The 19,722-nt window shown below is 44.7% G+C and carries 13 protein-coding genes; 3 read left to right on the top strand and 10 right to left on the bottom strand.

Translation table 11 applies throughout. The features are described 5' to 3' along the window. Positions 1-5: 5 nt before the first annotated feature. The 9 genes from ACTJIX_RS09545 to ACTJIX_RS09585 form a co-directional block, all read right to left on the bottom strand. Complete coding sequence (locus tag ACTJIX_RS09545) at positions 6-323, bottom strand: hypothetical protein (protein WP_440611387.1); 318 nt, start codon at positions 321-323, stop codon at positions 6-8. A 61-nt stretch (positions 324-384) separates the two neighbouring features. Further along, complete coding sequence (locus ACTJIX_RS09550) at positions 385-1,461, bottom strand: patatin-like phospholipase family protein (RefSeq protein WP_440611388.1); 1,077 nt, start codon at positions 1,459-1,461, stop codon at positions 385-387. 145 nt (positions 1,462-1,606) lie between these two features. Further along, a complete protein-coding gene (locus ACTJIX_RS09555) occupies positions 1,607-2,707 on the bottom strand; it encodes a hypothetical protein (protein ID WP_440611389.1) in 1,101 nt (366 codons plus the stop codon). Between the two features lie 66 nt (positions 2,708-2,773). Continuing rightward, positions 2,774-4,174, bottom strand: coding sequence for a hypothetical protein (locus tag ACTJIX_RS09560; RefSeq protein ID WP_440611390.1), 1,401 nt, complete (start codon positions 4,172-4,174; stop codon positions 2,774-2,776). A 219-nt stretch (positions 4,175-4,393) separates the two neighbouring features. After that, positions 4,394-6,013, bottom strand: a complete 1,620-nt coding sequence (locus tag ACTJIX_RS09565; RefSeq protein ID WP_440611391.1) for an ABC1 kinase family protein — start codon at positions 6,011-6,013, stop codon at positions 4,394-4,396. A 12-nt stretch (positions 6,014-6,025) separates the two neighbouring features. Further along, positions 6,026-6,703: a ubiquinone biosynthesis accessory factor UbiJ gene (locus ACTJIX_RS09570; RefSeq protein WP_440611392.1), complete on the bottom strand. Its 678-nt coding sequence runs from the start codon at positions 6,701-6,703 to the stop codon at positions 6,026-6,028. 11 nt (positions 6,704-6,714) lie between these two features. Further along, positions 6,715-7,659 carry a bifunctional demethylmenaquinone methyltransferase/2-methoxy-6-polyprenyl-1,4-benzoquinol methylase UbiE gene (ubiE, locus tag ACTJIX_RS09575; protein ID WP_004890506.1) on the bottom strand — a complete coding sequence of 315 codons (945 nt, stop codon included), beginning with the start codon at positions 7,657-7,659 and terminating at the stop codon, positions 6,715-6,717. A gap of 483 nt (positions 7,660-8,142) precedes the next feature. Then, complete coding sequence (locus tag ACTJIX_RS09580; RefSeq protein ID WP_440611393.1) at positions 8,143-8,466, bottom strand: hypothetical protein; 324 nt, start codon at positions 8,464-8,466, stop codon at positions 8,143-8,145. 343 nt (positions 8,467-8,809) lie between these two features. Beyond that, complete coding sequence (locus tag ACTJIX_RS09585; protein ID WP_008303882.1) at positions 8,810-9,514, bottom strand: FFLEELY motif protein; 705 nt, start codon at positions 9,512-9,514, stop codon at positions 8,810-8,812. A 207-nt stretch (positions 9,515-9,721) separates the two neighbouring features. Here ACTJIX_RS09585 and pap point away from each other — a divergent pair, with 207 nt between their 5' ends. Beyond that, entirely contained in the window at positions 9,722-11,140 is a 1,419-nt protein-coding gene (gene pap / locus ACTJIX_RS09590; protein WP_440611394.1) for a polyphosphate:AMP phosphotransferase, read from the top strand. A 42-nt stretch (positions 11,141-11,182) separates the two neighbouring features. Here the strand turns inward: pap and ACTJIX_RS09595 are convergent, their stop codons facing one another. Beyond that, positions 11,183-11,686, bottom strand: a complete 504-nt coding sequence (locus ACTJIX_RS09595) for a hypothetical protein (RefSeq protein ID WP_273798122.1) — start codon at positions 11,684-11,686, stop codon at positions 11,183-11,185. Positions 11,687-11,862: 176 nt separating this feature from the next. Between ACTJIX_RS09595 and ACTJIX_RS09600 the strand changes: the two genes are divergently transcribed. After that, entirely contained in the window at positions 11,863-15,570 is a 3,708-nt protein-coding gene (locus ACTJIX_RS09600) for an exodeoxyribonuclease V subunit gamma (RefSeq protein WP_440611395.1), read from the top strand. Further along, positions 15,571-19,689: a UvrD-helicase domain-containing protein gene (locus ACTJIX_RS09605; RefSeq protein ID WP_440611396.1), complete on the top strand. Its 4,119-nt coding sequence runs from the start codon at positions 15,571-15,573 to the stop codon at positions 19,687-19,689. Positions 19,690-19,722: the final 33 nt, after the last annotated feature.

Consider the following 19,722-nt stretch of genomic DNA (forward strand, 5'->3'; position numbering starts at 1 on the left):
AATCTTTATGAGTTCACGATTGGAACAATCCAGCTGGTAATAATCAATAAAATACCTAGATGTCCCAGTTTACGTGTCACATAAACCAGTTTAGACGGTGGTTGTTCCAGCTGTTTGGCATACTCTTCCATGGTGATGCCTTGTTTGCCTTTACTGATATATAAGAACACACCCAAATCCAGACAGATCAGAATGGTACCAATATCTGCCACCAGTTCCATCAGCTCAAATTGCTGGGTATACAGCGACATGCTAACGCTATAAATCAGATAAAGACCAAAGGCTATACATGCATATTGCAGGATCACTAAAAATTTCTGCATAAATCTCAACAGTTCAAAAAATTAAGGCAATTATACAAACAATTCGGGCAAACCGCGCCAATTACAAGCTTTGCATCACATCAGCGAAGTTCTGCTTCTCGACCAGTTCCAGAAATTCATCTCCCAGACGTTGACTTTCGGCAATGCATTGCTTCCAGAGCTGAATCCGCTGGGCTTGATCCAAACCTTTCAAAGTGAAGTCCTTACGATCCGGTAAACGACCCAAAGGCAAACTTTGCAAATATTCCTGAGAGGGTGAAATTAGCAAAGTTCGTGCTTGATTTTCCGGGCTTGCCGTGCGTTTAAACAGTTTATCGAACCAGCCAGGAGTAATGCTGTCAGTAAAATGCGGATACAGCACGATGCCTTTGCTCTGAAACGGCAGGTCAATATGATAGTCAATCAAGCCACCATCGCGATAATAACCTTGCGGTGCATCCGGAATATTATTGACCGCTGCCATCACGCCCGGAATAGAGGCAGAGGCCATCAGCCATGACAAAACACTTTGCTCAGTCAAAGCATGATAGTGTGTGGTAAATCCATCATCGGCAATTTTAAACTGTTCACCGATATTCGGCTGGCTGATGACCCGTTGCATGAAATGCCGGCTATGTTTGCGCGCCACTGCTGTAGTTCCGACAATTCCCGCTACAGAAGCCAGTAATGGTAAAGCTTTATCACTCTGGAAAATATGCTGGGCCTTGATCGACAATACTGTTAGATGATAATCAGGATGATTAACCAGATCGGTTTCTTTGCCTTTAACCAGATCCAGCAGCATGCCACGGCAAACTTCACTGACCTCTTGACGGGTCATTTTTTTATGAAAATAAAGGTTGGTATACAGTTCACCCAAGCGTTCGGTTCCCTGTTGAGCTCCATGTGCAGCAATACTGGCAAAACGCCAGCTACCAATGGATGAGCCCACCAGGATTCTACGGTGAGGGGCACGTGGGAAAAAATCACCAAAAATTGCCTGATCCAACCCCTGAATACCGATACCTTTCGGGCCCCCTGCAGCCCCAGGAACAATATCGACCTGTTCGGGTTGTAAACCTTCTTTCAGAATCAGCTCACGTGCCAGGTGCCCGGCACGGATTTTCAGGGCAGGGGCATGTTTTTGTAAAATCTGCATAGAGGTTTAACCCATATTCGACCAGTGAGGGCTTATTTTAAGCGTTGTGCCTTTGGACCCAATGGCAAGATGTGCCCTAAGGTGACTTTAGAGTCATATGACATTCAGAAAATAAAAAAGCCTGAACAAATCAGGCTTTTTGGAACTAGAAACCGTGGTATTGGATCCCGATAGATGCCAGTCCATAGCGTTTATCTAAACGAGATGCTGTGACACCATTATACAGAAAAGGTACATAGCCAACGAGGTTGTTTTGGAACAGTTGACCTTGCAGATAGCCTGTCAGCTTTGGAGTAAAATCATAACTAAACTTGGCACCAAAAGTATGGTTGTCCTTAATCGGTGAGTTTCCAAAATTGCTGATTCGGTCATCAATATCCTTGCGCCATAAACGTTGGTATTGATAAGCGAGCTGGCTTTCAAATTGGCGATAGCGCCAGTTCCATGAGCCACCTAGAGAAGCATAGTAACTGTCGTAATTGAGGTCTTTCTGGATATCCAGGCCGAATTCACGTGCATCACCAGAAACATTTAATTTGGTAAACGTTATATTACCTTTAGAACATGGTTCTGCTAATTTGCCTTTAAAACTATTGTTTTTTTGAATTGCAATATTCATCAAGCATCCATCATAAGGTGCCTTGACATCAATACCCCCAACTTCGACCTTACTATATCCTAAACTTACAAAACCATTGATTTGGTTCATGTGATCGAGCTTACGTGAAAATATAGTGTCTAGCTGGAGCTGTAGATCCTCAGGATTATGGACATTGACTTCTTGGAATTGATATTTATTTACTACCGTTGGTGTAGTTTTACTTAAAAGTTCAGCTTGATTTCCCCATAAGCTGACACGCAGCTTTATAGAGTCATTTTTATTTAGACTCAAATTAGGAAGATATTGCACAGCAAGTAAGTAACTCTGGATTTCGTTGGTATCTTTTGAATAATCAATTTCACGATTCCATAAAGATCCTTCAACTACCCAATTGGGGCTAACCTGATATTGAGCATTTATGTGGATACCGAAATAATCTCCTGCAGACTTATCAGTAATACCTTCTGCTTCACGCATATCAAAGATATCAATATTATCATCGACAGCATCTACTGCCATATTAAGTAAAAGAGGGTGAGACGTTGGTTTAAGATCTTGAGCTGTTAGAAAAAGATCCTGTGGCGCTGCTAAAGCATATGTAGCAAAAGTAGAAGCAAAAACAACAAAAATATGTCTACTAAACATTATATTAAATCACTCAAAATTCTAGCTAAGAAAAAAGCCAGTTCGAAAACTGGCTTTAGTTAAATATTATTGGGTTAACTTAAAATATGCTTTGAGGCTTTCACCAGTGAAGCTTAAGTCCCCTACGCTAATTGTTGCTGGAGACAAGCCAGCTACTGTTGTAGAGAAGTTACCAGACTTAACATATGCCTCAGCTGCAACATTCGCCCCTACTGGTAGTAAACCATAGAATCTATTGTAATAACCTTGTAGTGTTGCATTGCTTTGTACAAGCGTGTCTAGGTTAATTGTAGATCCTAAATTAATATCATTATTAATAGTAAACTCAGTCTCCTCAACTCCATAAAGAGTGGATGCAATTGAAACTCTAGTTCCCGCAGGAATGATTGCGGCTGTTAAGCTACCATCATTAAATGCTAAATCTACTTGATTCACAATTACATCTAATGTTTCAGTTTGAGACCCTGTTTTACCTTCTAATTTAAAGCCTACTTGGATTGTGTCAATTACTTCGCCTTCTGTAGCTACAGATTTAAAACTTACATTCAACAAAGTATTAAGAGAGGCAATGCTTAAGTCGATAGGAGACTCATTTGAAGCTTTAAGTTCACTAAGAGTTTTTCCTGCAACTAAAATGTCTGAATATGCATATGGCTGAACGACTTCTATAATTTGCTCAATGATTGAAGAATCTTCTTTAATTAGTTCAGATAGTGCTACATCCGGATTATTCTCTATTGCATTAGTAATAGCTTCGTAAATAGAGCTTAAACCACTTGCTGTATCACTATTTATTATAGCAGTCACTAAAGTAGTATTAAGCTCACCGTTAGTAGAATCAAATAATGGATCAGCGCTATTATTTAATGCTTCAATAATTTGTTCAAAGCCTGATACTGAAGGATCATTCTTTTCAATTAGGTTAGCTAGCTGTTGAAGAATAAAGATTTTCGCCATATCTTCAGCTTCAGCGCTTTCCTGAGGATCAAAAGTAGAGAAGTCTGTGCCACTTAAATGTCCTAAGTCTAACTGATCAAGTAAATCATCTAAGGCTATATCTTGTTCCTCAGCATAATATTCAAGTGTTGTCAGTGGCGATAATACGATTTCAGGCTTTGCATTAGGGGCATTATCTACACTACGATTTTGTAGATTAATTGTCTTAGATTTTAGAGTGCCGGTAAATGGCAGACCTGTTGCAGTATCTGTACCACCTTTAATAGTAATTGTTGTTGCTTGACAGTTAGGTGAGGTTGTAATAACAAATTTACCTTCACTATTGGTTTCTGTTTTTGTATCACAATCGTCAAAGTTTACCGTAGCATTCGCTACGTAAAAGTCGACAGCAACACCATCAAGTTTTTTAGAATTAAAGCTTTTATCGCTACCTCCACCACCTCCACCACAAGCTGCCAATAATGAAGTTGCTATTGCTAACGTTGTTAATTTAAATACACGATTATTCATAGTTATTCCCTAATTCCCAAACCTTTGTTTATGAGTTATGCGTTATCTTATATCAAATAATAGCTTAAAAAATAAGTAAAATAATTAATTAAATCTACAGCTATTAAATATCTTTTACAAAATAACTATTAAATAATTTATATATTAATAAAGCAAAAAATAGGCCAACATAGCAAAAAATAAGCCCATTTTAAAATGGACTTATTCAAATACATTTAATTATTTAATTATCCGCCATACGGCTAAAATACTTGCCAATATAATCAAAAGGATAGACACAAACCAAGGCGAAATAATGGCAATAGACAGTAAAATTGCCATTAAACTGCCAAACATCCAGCTACGTTTTTGTTGATGTTCCATTTGCAAACGCATGCTTTTTAATTCATTCAATTGTTTGGCATGCCAGGCCGACTGATTTTTCAAACCATTCAGACTATCGATCATCAAGGTTGGTAAATCTTGCGCCCCTAAAAGCAGATCCGGGATTTTCTGTCCCAGTTCTTTCAGATTTTTCTGCGGATTCATCTGTGCCTTGATCCAGTCGGTTAGGATCGGTTTGGCCAGGCTCCAGATATCCAGTTCCGGATATAGGTCAGTGCCTAGGCCTTCCACATGGACCAAGGTTTTTAATAACAACATCAGTTGCGGTGGAATTTCCAGATGAAAGCGACGGGCAATGTCCATGACCTGAATCAGAATGCCGGCAAAGTCCAGCTCATGCATTGGTTTTGAAACCATGGGACCCACAGTACGGCGCATTTCGCGTGCCAGCGCATCCTGATCGGTACCTGGTGGAATCCAGCCGGCCTGATGCACAATCTGGATCAGCTGCATGAAGTCGCTGTTCATGACCGCCAGCAGCATGCGTGCTACGGTCATCTGATCATGTTTGGATAACTCGCCCATAATCGCACAGTCCAGTGCGATAAAACGCGGATTGGCCGGATTAATGGTTTCTACAAAGACATTGCCTGGATGCATGTCGGCATGGAAAAAGTTGTCCCGGAATACCTGGGTAAAGAAGATGGTCAGACCTTTGCGTGCCAGGTCAGCACGATCCATACCCAGTTCATCAAAGGTGGCAATATCCGAAATCGGTACACCGGTAATCCGCTCTGCGACCAGTACATCTTTGCTGTCCATGTAGACTTCAGGCACATACATCATGCTGGAGCCGGTGAAATAATGACGCATCCGGCGGGTATTATCCGCTTCCAGCGTCAGGTCCAGCTCATTCAGAATGATCTGACGATAATCCTGAATAATTTCCGATAAATGTAGGGCACGCGCTGCTTCCAGACGCTTTTCCAGAAAATCACCCAGCCAGCTCAGGATCTCGAAATCCTGCAAAATCTGATTACGGATATTCGGGCGGGTCACTTTCACTACCACTTCCCGGCCATCATGCAGAGCAGCAGTATGCACCTGTGCAATTGATGCAGCAGCAAGTGGCTGAGCATCAAAACGGGCGAACAGGGTGTTTACATCGGCTTTCAGCGATTCCTGAATACGCATTTTAGCCACGTCATTGTCAAATGGCTTGACGCGATCCTGTAGCAAGACCAGTTGTTGCAATACTTCAGGTGGAATCAGGTCACGACGCGTAGATAGCAATTGGCCCAGTTTGATTGCCAGTGGCCCCATTTCCTCTAAAGCTTCTTTCAGCTTGAGAGGATTTTTACGCTCTCGGCTGGACCATGCAGCCGGATGCATACGAATCAGGGACAGGATATGACGGCTTTTTTCTGGGAGTTCTTCCGCAGGAAACAACGTATCGAGTCGATAATGCGCGGCAATGCGCCAGAGTTCGAGCAAACGTGAAACATGCGGAATCATAAAGTGGTGTACCTAGTTTTGAGTTGAATCTTGTTGATTTTCAATCTGTATCTGAAGCTGACGAATCTTGGCTTCTACACGATCAATATTTTGATTGAGTATACGCGTATCTTGCTGTAAATCATCCATTTGCCAACGTGCAGCAAATAGACCGCTGTCTTCTTTAAGCGTATCTTCCATAAAGAACAGACCGCTTTGCAGACTGCGTTTGAGATGTTTGGGTGCCAGTTGCAATTTGCCAATTTCATGCGCAAGGGTTGGTCCGATCCATGGGCTTAAATGAGCCGCCAGATCAGGTTCAGCCTGTTGCATAATGCGCTGGATTTCCTGCAATAACTTATAGTCACCTTGCAGCGGAATATTGCCTATTTCATCTGAAAGCAGTAGTTTCAGCAGGTCTATGACATTATCGACTTGTAAAATCGCAGTGGCTTCAGAACTCTGTGAGCTGTTGGCTTCATAAGGCCGCTGTTCAAAAATCGAAGCAGCTTCAGTATGCCCAGTGGCTGTTGGTTCCAGGCGAACCTTGCCATCATCAAAGAATACATCTACAGAAAGCTGTGGTGATGCAATCACTACACGTAGTATTTTGCCAGCCAATGCATTTAACTGGATGCGGGTAATCGCATCCAGATCAATGAAATGGTGAATCACACGTTCAACGACACCAAGTGCCAGAATTGACCACATGAATGGGAACCTTAAAGTTTAAAACCACGGTGAACGGCAACGATACCACCCGTCAGGTTATGATAATCACAGTTCTGGAAGCCGGCATTTTCCATCATGCCTTTTAGGGTGCGCTGATCTGGGTGCATACGAATCGATTCTGCCAGATATTTATAGCTTTCAGAATCATTGGCAATGATTTTACCCATGATTGGCAATGCCGTGAACGAATACAGGTCATACAGTTTCGAGAATGGCTCAAAGACTGGTTTAGAAAATTCTAAAACAAGAAGACGGCCACCTGGCTTAAGCACACGGTACATCGAAGCAAGTGCAGCATCTTTATCGGTGACGTTACGTAGACCAAATGAAATGGTTAACAGGTCAAAACTGTTATCTGCAAATGGCTCTAAAGTTTCGGCATTGGCAAGTACGAAATCGACATTGGTACAGCCCGCATCAATCAAGCGATCACGACCCACATTTAGCATGGATTCGTTGATGTCAGATAACACCACATGACCGGTTGGACCAACCTCACGGCTGAATACTTTGGCCAGGTCACCCGTACCACCGGCGATATCCAGCACATGCTGACCACGGCGCACGCCTGACATGTTAATGGCAAAACGTTTCCATAGACGGTGAATACCAAAAGACATCAGATCATTCATGATGTCGTATTTGCTGGCTACAGAATGGAATACTTCCGCGACTTTTTGTGCTTTTTCTTCACTGCTGACAGTTTGATAGCCGAAGTGAGTGGTTGGACCGACATTACCGGTATTCGCCCCACGTGGCAGATTATATTTCGGTATGCTACCTGTGACAGGTGTATCAGTCAGACGTTGTTCTAGAGACTGTTGCTGACCTTGTGGCGCACCTTGTGGTAAAGGTGCAGTTAAGAATGGGCTCACTTTGTCTGTTTGTTGTGCCGACTCAGCTGTAGGGGTAGGCGTAGTATTTTCATTGGACATTGGAGTCACTCCTAACAGATCAATGGGGTTAATCTTGCATGCGTGCATGGACTGCATAATGACAGATTCTAAGATGTTATACAGCAATCATCATGCAATTGTTATGAATAATATACAGAAAAATGCGTCTTTAGCTGAAATCTCAGCCGAAAAATCGATCTTAATTGATGATAAAAAGTCATGATATACGTTCTGAATTTTTATATCTTCCTGCTGATGCGGTGCACCATAGCTTAATTAAATGGCGAGTCAAAACCTACTCAATTCTTTGTACGTTTTTGCTTACATTGATTCAGGTTTTTAGCGACTATTTTATAGTGGTAGAAATTTCATATGATAAGTTCATCAGGAACAGGATGTTCCCTCTAAGAATAAAAATAGATAAATACAAGGAAAGTAAGGTACGACAGGAGTTATACCAAGCGAACCAATACGGAAAACCCCGGCAGGATGCCGGGGTTTTTCATTTTGTATCCAGAATTTTTAAGATTCGTCCAGTTTATGGATGAACTGGTTTTTACCATAGCGAATGGACAGTTGATCCAGTTCATAATAAAGACCATCTCCGAGTGCATAATCCCCACGCTCAACAGAGATAATCCGTTGTTTATCTGTGGTAATCACAATATGGAAATAGCCTATCTTTAACTTGCATTTCAGATCATGAACAAGCATCGCCTGACCGTAAATATCCAAAGACTTATGGCTTTCAATCTGTATATCTTGAGCATCAATTTTATAACTGTTTATTAAAGGTCTCAGGTTTATTTGTACAGTGCCGCGAATAGATAACTGTTTGTACCCCATTACATTTTTCCTAAAATTCATTGACATGGGTACATCTATAAAGAATCAAGATATACGGAGGCTTAGATAACACGTAAGCCGATCAAGTACGTTGACCATAAACAGATTAATTTCTGTAAATTTTGCATAATTTTTATAACTTTATTAGAGACTATAACGGATTGATTGATACGATTAGGGCTTTGGAACCATTATTTTGTCTATTTATTGAGACCTGATTTTTTTGTATCGATGAAATTACTACGATTTAAAAATAGCTGGTTGATTGGGTTAAGAGAATAAGGCAAGCAGATGCCAGCCTTATCCTGAGGTGATATTTTCAGATTTTTTAAGCTGTCGGGAATTAACGGAAAGGCTGTGGATCGCCAGCATGCACGCGATCAATGATATTACGCTCAGTTGCCGTAAATTCACGTACAAACTTTTCTGCGGACTTAAGTGGTTTCATCGCCAGAAATCCATCCTGCATAAACTCATACATGACTTCAAAACGGTATTTTTCTGCGGCACCTTTACACATTTTAAATGCTGCCTGCACAATGAACGACCGCATATATTTATCCAGATGAGTACCAAGCTGATCCAGCATAGCTAACTGTTTAAGGCGATCCTGGCCTTGATCCAGCTTTAAATAGGTTAGACGCATAATTTCATCAGTCAGTGATTCGGCTGGATGATAATCTTCCAATAACTGTTGTGCCACCTGCTCATCAAGCTGTACCGCAAGAATGGCCAGCTCTACTCCGTGAGTGCCGGTCTTGATCGCATTATCCGGGATCAGCTTTTCCGCCTTATGCGCATAGCGCGTCAAGCGGGCAATCTGTTCTGCCAGCGCATCGAAGTCCGGTCCACCATAAAGACGGTTCAGGAAATATTCTGACATCAGCACATTTTGCTTTTCTGCAAACTGCTTGGCATGAGTGCGTTGCATACGTTCTTTTTGCCAGAGCTGGACATCTTGCAGACGTTGTTGCAGTTCCGGTTGCTTATGATAGTTCAGTTGATAATAACGTTCCAGAAGATCGTCTAAAACCGCAAGTTTGGACATGGGAAGTTCAAATATGGTTATGGATGCGGGAATCTTAGAACGAGTTAGGATGGTGCGCTATGACAAATTGACCGGTTGCACAGGATTTGAAGTCAATTTGTTGAAAAGTTCGACAAAAAAGATCGTTTAAAAATCGTAGCGATCGCTATTCACCAAGCAAAAAGCCTGTCTATACTGTATTCACGAACAAGAAAAACAGAACAGGTTATGTCTACAGAACAGCAACAATTTCAATTGATTGAAGAAAATGAATTATCGTTACAGCTTATCGATGCGCAATATGCCCTGAAAGATACACGCGGACAGAAGAATGCTAAAAGTGTAGTCGTACTGGTCAATGGAATTGAGCTGGCCGGCAAAGGGGAAGCGGTTAAGCAATTACGGGAATGGGTTGACCCGCGTTATTTGCGGGTAAAAGCAGACCAGCCACGGCCCCTGAATGAAAGACAGACTTTCTGGCAGCCTTATGCACGATTTATCCCCGCTGAAGGACAGATCATGGTGTTGTTTGGTAACTGGTACACAGATTTGCTAAGTACCGCCATGCATGTAGCGAATCCTATAGATGAAAGCATGTTTGATCATTATGTTGAACAGATGCGTGCCTTTGAGCAGGATCTGAAAAATAACCATGTTGATGTGATCAAGATCTGGTTTGATCTGCCCTGGAAGTCTTTGCAAAAACGTTTAGATGATATTGATCCAAGTGAGATGCATTGGCATCGTTTACACGGTCTGGATTGGCGCAGTCGTAAGCAATATGACGCGATCCAGCGTTTGCGTCAGCGTTTTACCGAGGACTGGATCATCATTGATGGTGAAGATGCAACCCGGCGTGACCAGCAGTTTGCCCAGACTATTCTTGCGGCCTTGAAACACTGTCCGGATCATCCTGCTAAAGGAAGTAAGACATGGTCCCCGGCGTCTATTCCTGAAGCATTGCTGCAGCCTTCGCGGGAGCCGGTGGATCAGAATACCTATAAGGACGAACTCAAGAAACTGACCCGCAAGGTGGCCAGTGCAATGCGTATGGATCAACGTAATGTGGTGATCGTATTCGAGGGGATGGATGCAGCCGGTAAGGGGGGAGCAATCAAGCGGCTGGTGAAAAAGCTTGATCCACGCGAATATGTAATTCATACCATTGGTGCACCGGAAAAATATGAATTGCGCCGTCCTTATTTGTGGCGTTTCTGGACTAGGTTACAGCCGGAAGACAAGATTACGATTTTTGACCGGTCCTGGTATGGACGGGTACTGGTAGAACGGATTGAAGAACTGATTAGTCCTGCGCAATGGCAGGCATCTTATGCAGAAATTAACCGGTTTGAAAATGACCTGATTGAGGCACAGACTGTAATTATCAAGTTCTGGCTAGCGATTTCCAAGGACGAACAGGCTGAACGTTTTAAGGCGCGTGAACAGACGCCGCATAAACGTTTCAAGATCACTGATGAAGACTGGCGTAACCGTGAACGCTGGGAGGATTATTTGCAGGCAGCGGCAGATATGTTTGAGCATACCAGCACCGATCAGGCGCCATGGCATGTGATTGCTACCGATGACAAGGATAGCGCGCGTTTACAAATCTTGAAGACTATACTGAAACAGCTTGGCGTAAGTTAATACGACCAAGCTGCGTTTAAATAAGATGATTCTAAATCAAAATTATACTGTTTTAGCTTGCTGTTTTAGCTGGATATTCTTGGCTAGTTTATAAGAGTCTTCCACATGTGCCTCGGCAACTTTTTTCATTACGAAGTAGCCTAAACTTGCCGCAATTAACTGACCACCGAGCGGGATAAATTTGGTCACTTGCTTGGTAATATATTTTGCGGCAACATTATTGATGGATTTTTTTACTGCCGTACGTGCCACCACAAAACCAGAAAATTGTACGCCGCGTTTACGTAATTCATCCCATTGAACCTGTTTGGTTTTTGGATCAAATACGCTGACCTGTTCTGGTGCCAAGCCGAATCGGGCATTGATTTCAGGAATCAGCTGTGACAGGATGCCGACGTCAATCAAGACATCAAGAAACGGTACCGGAATCACGGCTGCACCTGCAGACATATAGGCACGCTTCTTAATCAGCTCCAGGCATTCTTCACGGATCTGTTCTAGATTTAAACTTGGATCAATTTGATCGGGAAATTTGTCTAATTTCATGGGCGATTACCTAAAGCTTCCTGTTGTTGTTTTTCTAAAAAAGTATCCATAAGATGCTTTTTTAAAAGAAATTTTTCTACTTAAGTGTAGATTAAAAGTGACATAGACAGAACAGGGTGTATAGTAAATAATCTTTATTGTTTTGTAGTGCTGCTTTCTTTTAATTTGGGGAATTCATGGCTATTCATGTTATTCAAAGTCAGAAAATTGATGTGCTTTTGGATAGCATGCTGCTGGTTACGAGTCAGCAGAAAAGAACTGCTTTTCAGGTGCTTGAGCCGCAGCATTTCATTGTGCCTTCGCCCGCAGTTGAAGCTTGGCTCACCCAGAAAATTGCCGAGAAAAAGGGCATCAGTGCCAATACACAATTTCACCACCGAATTCGTGCTTTTCAATGGACTTCTTATCAATGGGTGCTAAACAGCCAGAAAGAGCTGGAGCAGGTCCGTGAAGCCAATATTCCACGTATCATCATTAAATGGCGAGCCTTTCAGGCGCTGCGCAAGACCATTCTGGCGGATGAAATTCCACTCAAATCCCAGCATCCGCTGTATTCGATTGTAAAGCGGATTTATGACAGCGCTGACCGTCTGGAACAGCCGAATGAGCGCCTGCTTAAAAAGCAAAGCATGCTGTACTGGGTCTGTGAACAGGTATCGCGCCTGTTTAGCCACTATATGGACTATCGCGGCTATTGCGCACGCAATTGTCCGCCGCAACAATGTAGTTGCCCGACCAACTGGCTGAACAACTGGGGACAGAATCTGCCTTTAGAAATAGAGCAGATGCTATATATCCCCAAAGATGAAAATGGCCAGGAAATTCCGGTAGCAGATTTCGTCAAAATTCAGGCGCGGGAACTGGAAGCCTGGCAGCGCTGGCTGTGGCAAAACGTATTTCAGGATGACTATGCCAAAATCCTGGAAATTGAAAAGCTGTACTGGGAACGCATTGAAAATCCGGAAACCCGAACGCAGGCCTTAAAGCAGCTGCCATCCCAGGTGGTGGTCTTTAGCATGCTGGAATTGCCACCGGCTCAGCTGGATTTCTTACGCCGTCTGGGTCAGTACATCGAGATTTATATTTTCCATTTTAACCCGTCACAGGAATACTGGGCGGATAGTGTCGATCCGAGCTGGAAGGCGCGCTATGACCTGGGTGTACAGGAACGCTTTATCCGCAAATATGAACAGTCGCGTGGAGCCAAGCCGAGTGATGAGGAAATTGCTGCATTCTGGAAAAAGTTCCAGCTGAACTTTAATGCTGAAGACCGTGAATCACGTCATCCTTTACTGACCCGTTTTGGTAAGCAGGCACGGGATCACTTTTCTCTATTATCCAAACTGTCTTCGGGTGAGGAAGGACATTGGGCGGATGCCTTTGTGGATGACTATCAGGACCATCTGCTGGCAAAAATCCAGTCGGATATTCTGTATCTGGTAGAACCGGAGCGGCATACTTATCCCTTGAAGCCGGACGATAGCTCGGTACAGATCCATGTCTGTCATTCTTCATTACGCCAACTGGAAGTACTGCGCGAACAAATCATTCACTGGCTGGCTCAGGGCACAAAAGAAGTACCGCGTCAGCCAAGTGATATCCTGGTATTGAGTCCAAACCTGAAAGAACTGGAACCGGCGATTCGTAGTGTCTTTGCCCCACCACCACGTGAACGAGAAGGCGGCCAGACCCGTCTGCGCAAAAACAATATTTATCTGCCGATCCAGATATCCGGGGTATCTCGTCTGGATGTCAGCAATGCCTGGCGTGCCGTGCTGGGCCGCATACAGTTGATGCATCGCCGTTTTAGCATTGAAGATTTTGCCGACTGGCTGAGTTTAAGTGCGACCCAGCAGTACTATGCATTGGACTATGCACAAGTGGAACGCATCATCCAGCTGCTCAGTGATGCCGGTTTTAAGCGCGGCTTAGATCAGCAGCATTTACAGCAACAGTTATATGAAGGCGATGAAGATTACCGCTTTAGCTTCCGCTTTGCTCTGGATCGCTTGGTACTGGGCATGGCGGTGCCAGAACATCAGCTGTTTGAAGATACTCTCAGTTATGCCAAAGTGCTCAGCAGTGATTTTCCGCTGATTGTTATCCTGATCCAGATCTATGAGGATTTCAATGAACGTCGCGGCTGGCTGAATGCACATGAGCAGGGACAGCGTACACCGGTAAAAACCTGGCTGGAATATCTAAATCGGGACGTGAATGAATTCCGCAGCAATGGGGTTGAGTCATTAAAAACCGTAGCAGAAATCATCGAAAAGCAGATGCGTATGCTGACGCTGGCCGATTATCATGATCAGGATGATCCAAATGCGATTCAGGAACTGGTAGCATTGAGCTTACCATTGCCTTATGTCTTGGAAGAAATCCAGAATAGTCTGGACATGCAGCTGGATCAGGCCGAACCAACCGGACAAATTACTTTTAGCCAGATTGGCCAGATTCGCCCGCTGCCTTATAAGCTGGTGGTGATGCTGAATCTGGATACGGGCAAATTCCCGAGCCGAAATCAGCAGCTACCGTTTGACTTGATGAGCATTCTCAAGCCGCAGCTCGGTGATCGCTCCCGTCTGGATGATGATCAGGGCGCATTTCTGGATGCCTTGCTGTTAGCACAGGAAAATCTGTGGCTGTTCTACAACGGCTTTGATGTGAATGATGGCGAAGTGCGTGATCCATCCACGTCCTTGCAGGAATTGATCCAGCATATTGCCCTGATCTGCCAGTCCGAGCATCCAGATGCAGATGTCGATGTGATGACCGAGATGAATGGCTTGCCAGTCGCGGCGCATATCCAGCAGCTCTATCATGTGCATCCTTTACAGCCTTTTGATCCAGTTGGTTTTAGTACATTGCGTACTCCACGTTTTCAGGATCAGTGGCATGATGTGGCTTCTTTTCTTTGTAAGGCTGAAGGGCAGCGTCGCAGCTGGATTAATATCCATTGTCCGCCAGTACAGCAGGAGCGGATTCGGATTCTGCATGGCGATGAATGGATTCGGGACATGATCTTCCCGGCACGTCTGTTCCTGAAAAGTGTTGGCATTTCTAGCGTGAAATATAAAGACTTGCCCGCGGCACAGGAACCATTATTGCTGGATAAATTGCAGCAATATCAGGTACGGGATTTTCTGCAGCAGCAGGAACAGGAAATAGATACCCGGTTGATGCTGGACCGTCTGCCAGTCGGAAAAACCCAGGAAGCAACCTGGCTGAGTACCCAGCAGGAACAGGAATTGCTGCAGCAGCGCCTACAGCAACTGGACAAACAGATTACTCGTACCACGCAACAGAACTATCGTTATTCATCTGATCTGATGTTGCAGATTACTGTGCCGCAGCAACCGAATGCGTCGTACTGGCTGAGCATGCAGTCCGCTTCAGCCTCAGAGCGCCGTCGCGCGCATATCTGGCTGGAATATCTGCTTTGGCTGGCCTATTTAAATGATGATAGTTATACCGCAGAGCTGGAACGAATTATGCTGTTCAGTAACAAGACCGTAAAATTCTGCAAGGTGACATCTTCTCAGGCTAAAGAATATTTGGCTCACTGGTTTAAGGCCTGGGAAGCAGGTCAGCAGCAACCGGTAGTGTTGCCGGCTGAGCTCATTCTGAAAAAAGACTGGCAATGGGAAACCAATGAGCAGGGTCAAATGATTATTGGTGATCTGGATAAGCTGTTGGCGGCCTGGAACAACACTTATGAAAGTACCCGCCCACTGAGTTCGGATGAGTCCTGTGTATTGCATCAGGACTGGCAGTTCATTTTGCAGGATCAGGATCCAGAGCAGGCGTTGCAGCATAGCTTGCTAAAATTTGCCTATGACTTGTATGCTCCGATTCAACAACATTTAGAGTGGGTAAAATAAATGACCATCGCCCCTCAACAGCAGCATAAAATTTCAACCAATCCTATTCAGGACATGACCTTTAGTGGTCTGCACTGGATCGAGGCTTCGGCGGGAACCGGCAAAACCTATACTCTGTCCAGCCTGATGGTACGGATTTTTCTGGATAAATACTATCCACATCAGGTCATTGCGACGACGTTTACCCGTAAGGCAACAGCTGAATTGAAAGGCCGGGTACGCGCACGTGTGGAAGAAACTTTGCGTTATATCCAGCGCTATCAGCATCTTAATTCGGTAGAAATGGCCCAGCAGATCGAGCAGGAATCTGATCCGTTGTTGCAGAAAGTGCTGCAAGATTATGGCGGTCGTATGGACTACGCTCGCCGTCGTCTGGGATTGGTACTAAACCAACTGGATGAACTGTTTGTCGGCACGCTGGACAGTTTTAGCCAGAAGCTGCTGCGTGAATTTGCCTTTGAAAGTGGTCGGATTGAACGTGCTGAGCTGACTGAAGATCAGGACCTGTATATTCAGCAGCTGATTCATGATGTGCTAAGGGAGTGGATCCAGCAGCAGCCGCAGTATGTCATTAACCAGATGTATTTACAGAATCAGCTTAAAGCCCCTGAATACTATGTGGGGCTGGTACGTGATGCATTAAATTTTAGCGCCAATCATTTCCAGTCAGTCCGCCAGGTAGAATGGGATTTGGGCGAACTGGATGCCTGTATTGAACAGCTGGTCAATATCAGTCCGGCAGAGCTGCTCAAGATACAGACTTACTGCGCCGAAACCCCGAAATATTTTCATAAAAACTTTCATGCAAAACTGTCGGAAATCTGCAGCAATTTTTCTGATTGGGCGGTACAGCTGAGTGAACAGAAGGGTATGTGCTTCTTTGATCCTGAGCTGTGCAAGCTGGTGCTGAAGTTATGTTATCTGCTGCGTAATAAAACTGATTTTCAGCCAGGCAAGCAGCGTTTTACCAAAAGCTGTAGCGAAGAAGAGCAGCAGTATTTCCTCAGCCATCCGCTAATTTGTGCCATCGAAGCCCTGTGCAATGTGAAACAGGCACTGGATGAGAAATTCAAACAGCTCACGGCTTATCTGGAATATCACCTGATTCGCAGTGTGCAGCATCGTCTGCCACAAACTTTACAGAAGCAGGGAGAGACTACCTTCTCACAACAGATCCGTACCCTGACTGAAGCCTTGCAAGGTGAGCAGGGGCGTCGTTTTGCCCAGTTTGTGCAGTCTCGTTATCCCTTAATTCTGGTAGATGAATTTCAGGACACCAACCAGGATCAGGACGATCTGCTGGCACGAATCTGGCGAGATGCTGCGCGGGTACAGCTCGGCTGTATGATCATGGTCGGTGATCCAAAACAGGCAATTTATGGTTTCCGTGGCGGCGACATGCTGACCTATAACAAGGCACATGCTGATGTCCGTTTAAAGCAGGGCCATGAATATACCCTGACCCAGAACCACCGCTCGGTCAAAGCTTTGGTGGAAGTGGTTGATGCCCTGTTCCAGCGCCGGATGGATTTTGGTGAAAGTGTTAATTATAGTTTGATTCAGGCTGGTAGTCGTCCCCATCCGGACCTGATTGATTCCGGACAAGCTAATCCTTATCCATTACGCTGGATGCAGCTGGGTGAGCAGGAGCATGAAGCCGATCAGGTGGCCTGGAAAATCCGCGAATTACTGAACCAATCTGCACGGCAACAACTGTATTTCCAGCAGCAGGACAGTTCTGTTCCTGTAACTGAGGATGATATTGCCGTACTGTCCTTTGGACATTATGCGCTGGAACAGGTCAAGCAGCGTTTGCAACGGATGGGGATTGCCTGTTATAAGGAATCAAAACAGAGTGTCTTTGCCAGCAATGTGGCACAGGATGTCGCCGCGGTGCTGACCGCGATCATGGACCCGTTTAATGAGGCCAAAGTTCGTCGTGCTTTAGTGACCCGTCTGCTCGGCTTTGACCTGAAAAAGCTGCTGGAGCTGCAACAGCAGCCAGTTGGCCTAAGTACCTTTATAGCCGATTTCGAAGCGATCCGGGAAATGTGGTTCGACAAGGGCTTCCTGAGTGCTTGGAACTATGCCCTGAACCTGTTTGACGTCTGGACTAATCTGGTATCGAGCCAGAGCATTGATAATGAGCGTGTTGTGGTCAATCTGCGTCATCTGACCGAAATTCTGTCGCAGCAAAGCGAATATTATCAGGGTGCACAAAAACTGTATTACTGGTATCTGCGCCAGCTACAGTCTCCTTCTGGTAAGGACAGCGAAAAAGAGCGCAAGCTCTCTGGCGATCGTGGCGTACAGTTGCTGACAATCCATGCCTCCAAAGGTCTTGAATTCAAAATCGTATTCCTGATGGGCGCTGATGCGCCGTTTGACGTCAACAAAGGTAACCTTAACTTCTCGCTGGCCGGTCATGAGCAGGACGATATTCTGAATCAGTCACGAGTGATTGCGGTAAATCGTGAGGATCTGCATGAACAGGCACAGCTGCAGAATGCAGCACGGAATGCTGCAGAGAATCACCGTCTCTGGTATGTGGCGCTAACGCGTGCCAGCCATCGGGTTTACGCCATGCTGCAGGATCAGAGTGGTCAATCAGATTCGTGTCTGGCCTACTGGCGTGGGCAGGGTGAGCAGGTCTTCCAGCACCCGCTCAGCTGTATGGAAAATACCTTAACAGCAGCGCCACCGCGTATTGCGGTAGAACGGATGCAAACAGCACCGGAATTAGTTGCTCATCCTTTACCGGAACAGCAGTTCTATCCACGGACCAAAACCAGCTTCACCGCTTTATCGAGACATCAGCTGCATGTAACCGTACTGCAAGATGATCTGGTCAGTCTATATGAACACCCAGAAAGTGCTGCCGATGAAATCCATCTGCAGACAGAAGCAGAAGTGCGGCAACAGCCATTGGACTGGATCAAGCTGAATTTTCCTAAAGGTACTGTGGCCGGAACTTTCTTGCACAGTATTTTCGAGCATCTGGATTTTCAGGATAGCAGTTACTGGAATCTGGAAATCCGCCGCCGTTTCAAGAATACCGCGCCACATATCTGGATGGAACTGAAAGACCAGTTCCAGCAGGACTTTCAGATTCTGCAGCGACTGCAGCAGGCCTTCCAGCAGTATTATTTGCAGGCCACGATTAACCTGAATACTCTGTTTAAACGGGTAGCCAGTAATGCCAGCTTAAAAGTAGGAGCGCTAACTGAGGCTATTTTGCATGTTATGGCCAGCGTCAACTACAAACTGTTGACCGGTATCCGCTTGCATGACCAAAGTGTTGCCTATCGCCATACATGGCATAGCTTTTTCCAGCAGCCATCTTTAGATGTCACTCATTTTCTACAGTTTATGATGCAGTTTGAGCGTTATTTTCTGGAACTGGATGATGATGCCTTTATTCAGCAGTTTGAGCAGGCAATGGGGCAGCTGCCTAAAGCAAGCACGCATGAAAATCTTGATGTGACTGGACTAATGCAGCAGTCAGCGGATCTATTCTTTGAAGAATTATCCGAAGATATTCTGCTGAATCTAATGCATGATTGGGTCGGGGAAATCCTGAACACACCGATTCAGAGCGAGTTTCGTTTAAGCCAGCTGGATCAGCACAGCTTTTTGTCGGAATTCCCGTTTTATCTGGCTTTGAATGATGCCCCGTTACAGATTCGCCAGATTCAGCAGCTGTTTGCGGATTATGGCCTGATCATGCCGGACTTTAATGAGGCCAAATCGGCACGTTACCTGACCGGGGCAATTGACCTGGTATATTTTGATGGTCAGCGCTATCACATCGCTGATTATAAGAGTAACTATCTCGGTGCCAATCAGCAGGATTATCTGCCGGAAGCAATTCATGACAGCATGACGCATTCCAGTTACTGGTTGCAGGCTGCCCTGTATCTGGTCGCCATGCACCGCTATTTAAGCGCTAATTTGCAGGGTTATGACATCCGGCAGCATCTGGGTGGAGCGACCTATCTGTATCTGCGTGGCATGAATGGGCAGGCCGGACAGGGGCTATATCACTGGCAGCCTGAAGTTGAATTTATCCAAAAACTAGATCATATTCTGGGCTATTATGCGGTGAATAAGTCAGCATGAAATGGCGAAACTAAGAAATATATACAATAGAAA

It is taken from the genome of Acinetobacter sp. 22323 (assembly GCF_052044895.1).
Classification (GTDB): domain Bacteria; phylum Pseudomonadota; class Gammaproteobacteria; order Pseudomonadales; family Moraxellaceae; genus Acinetobacter; species Acinetobacter schindleri.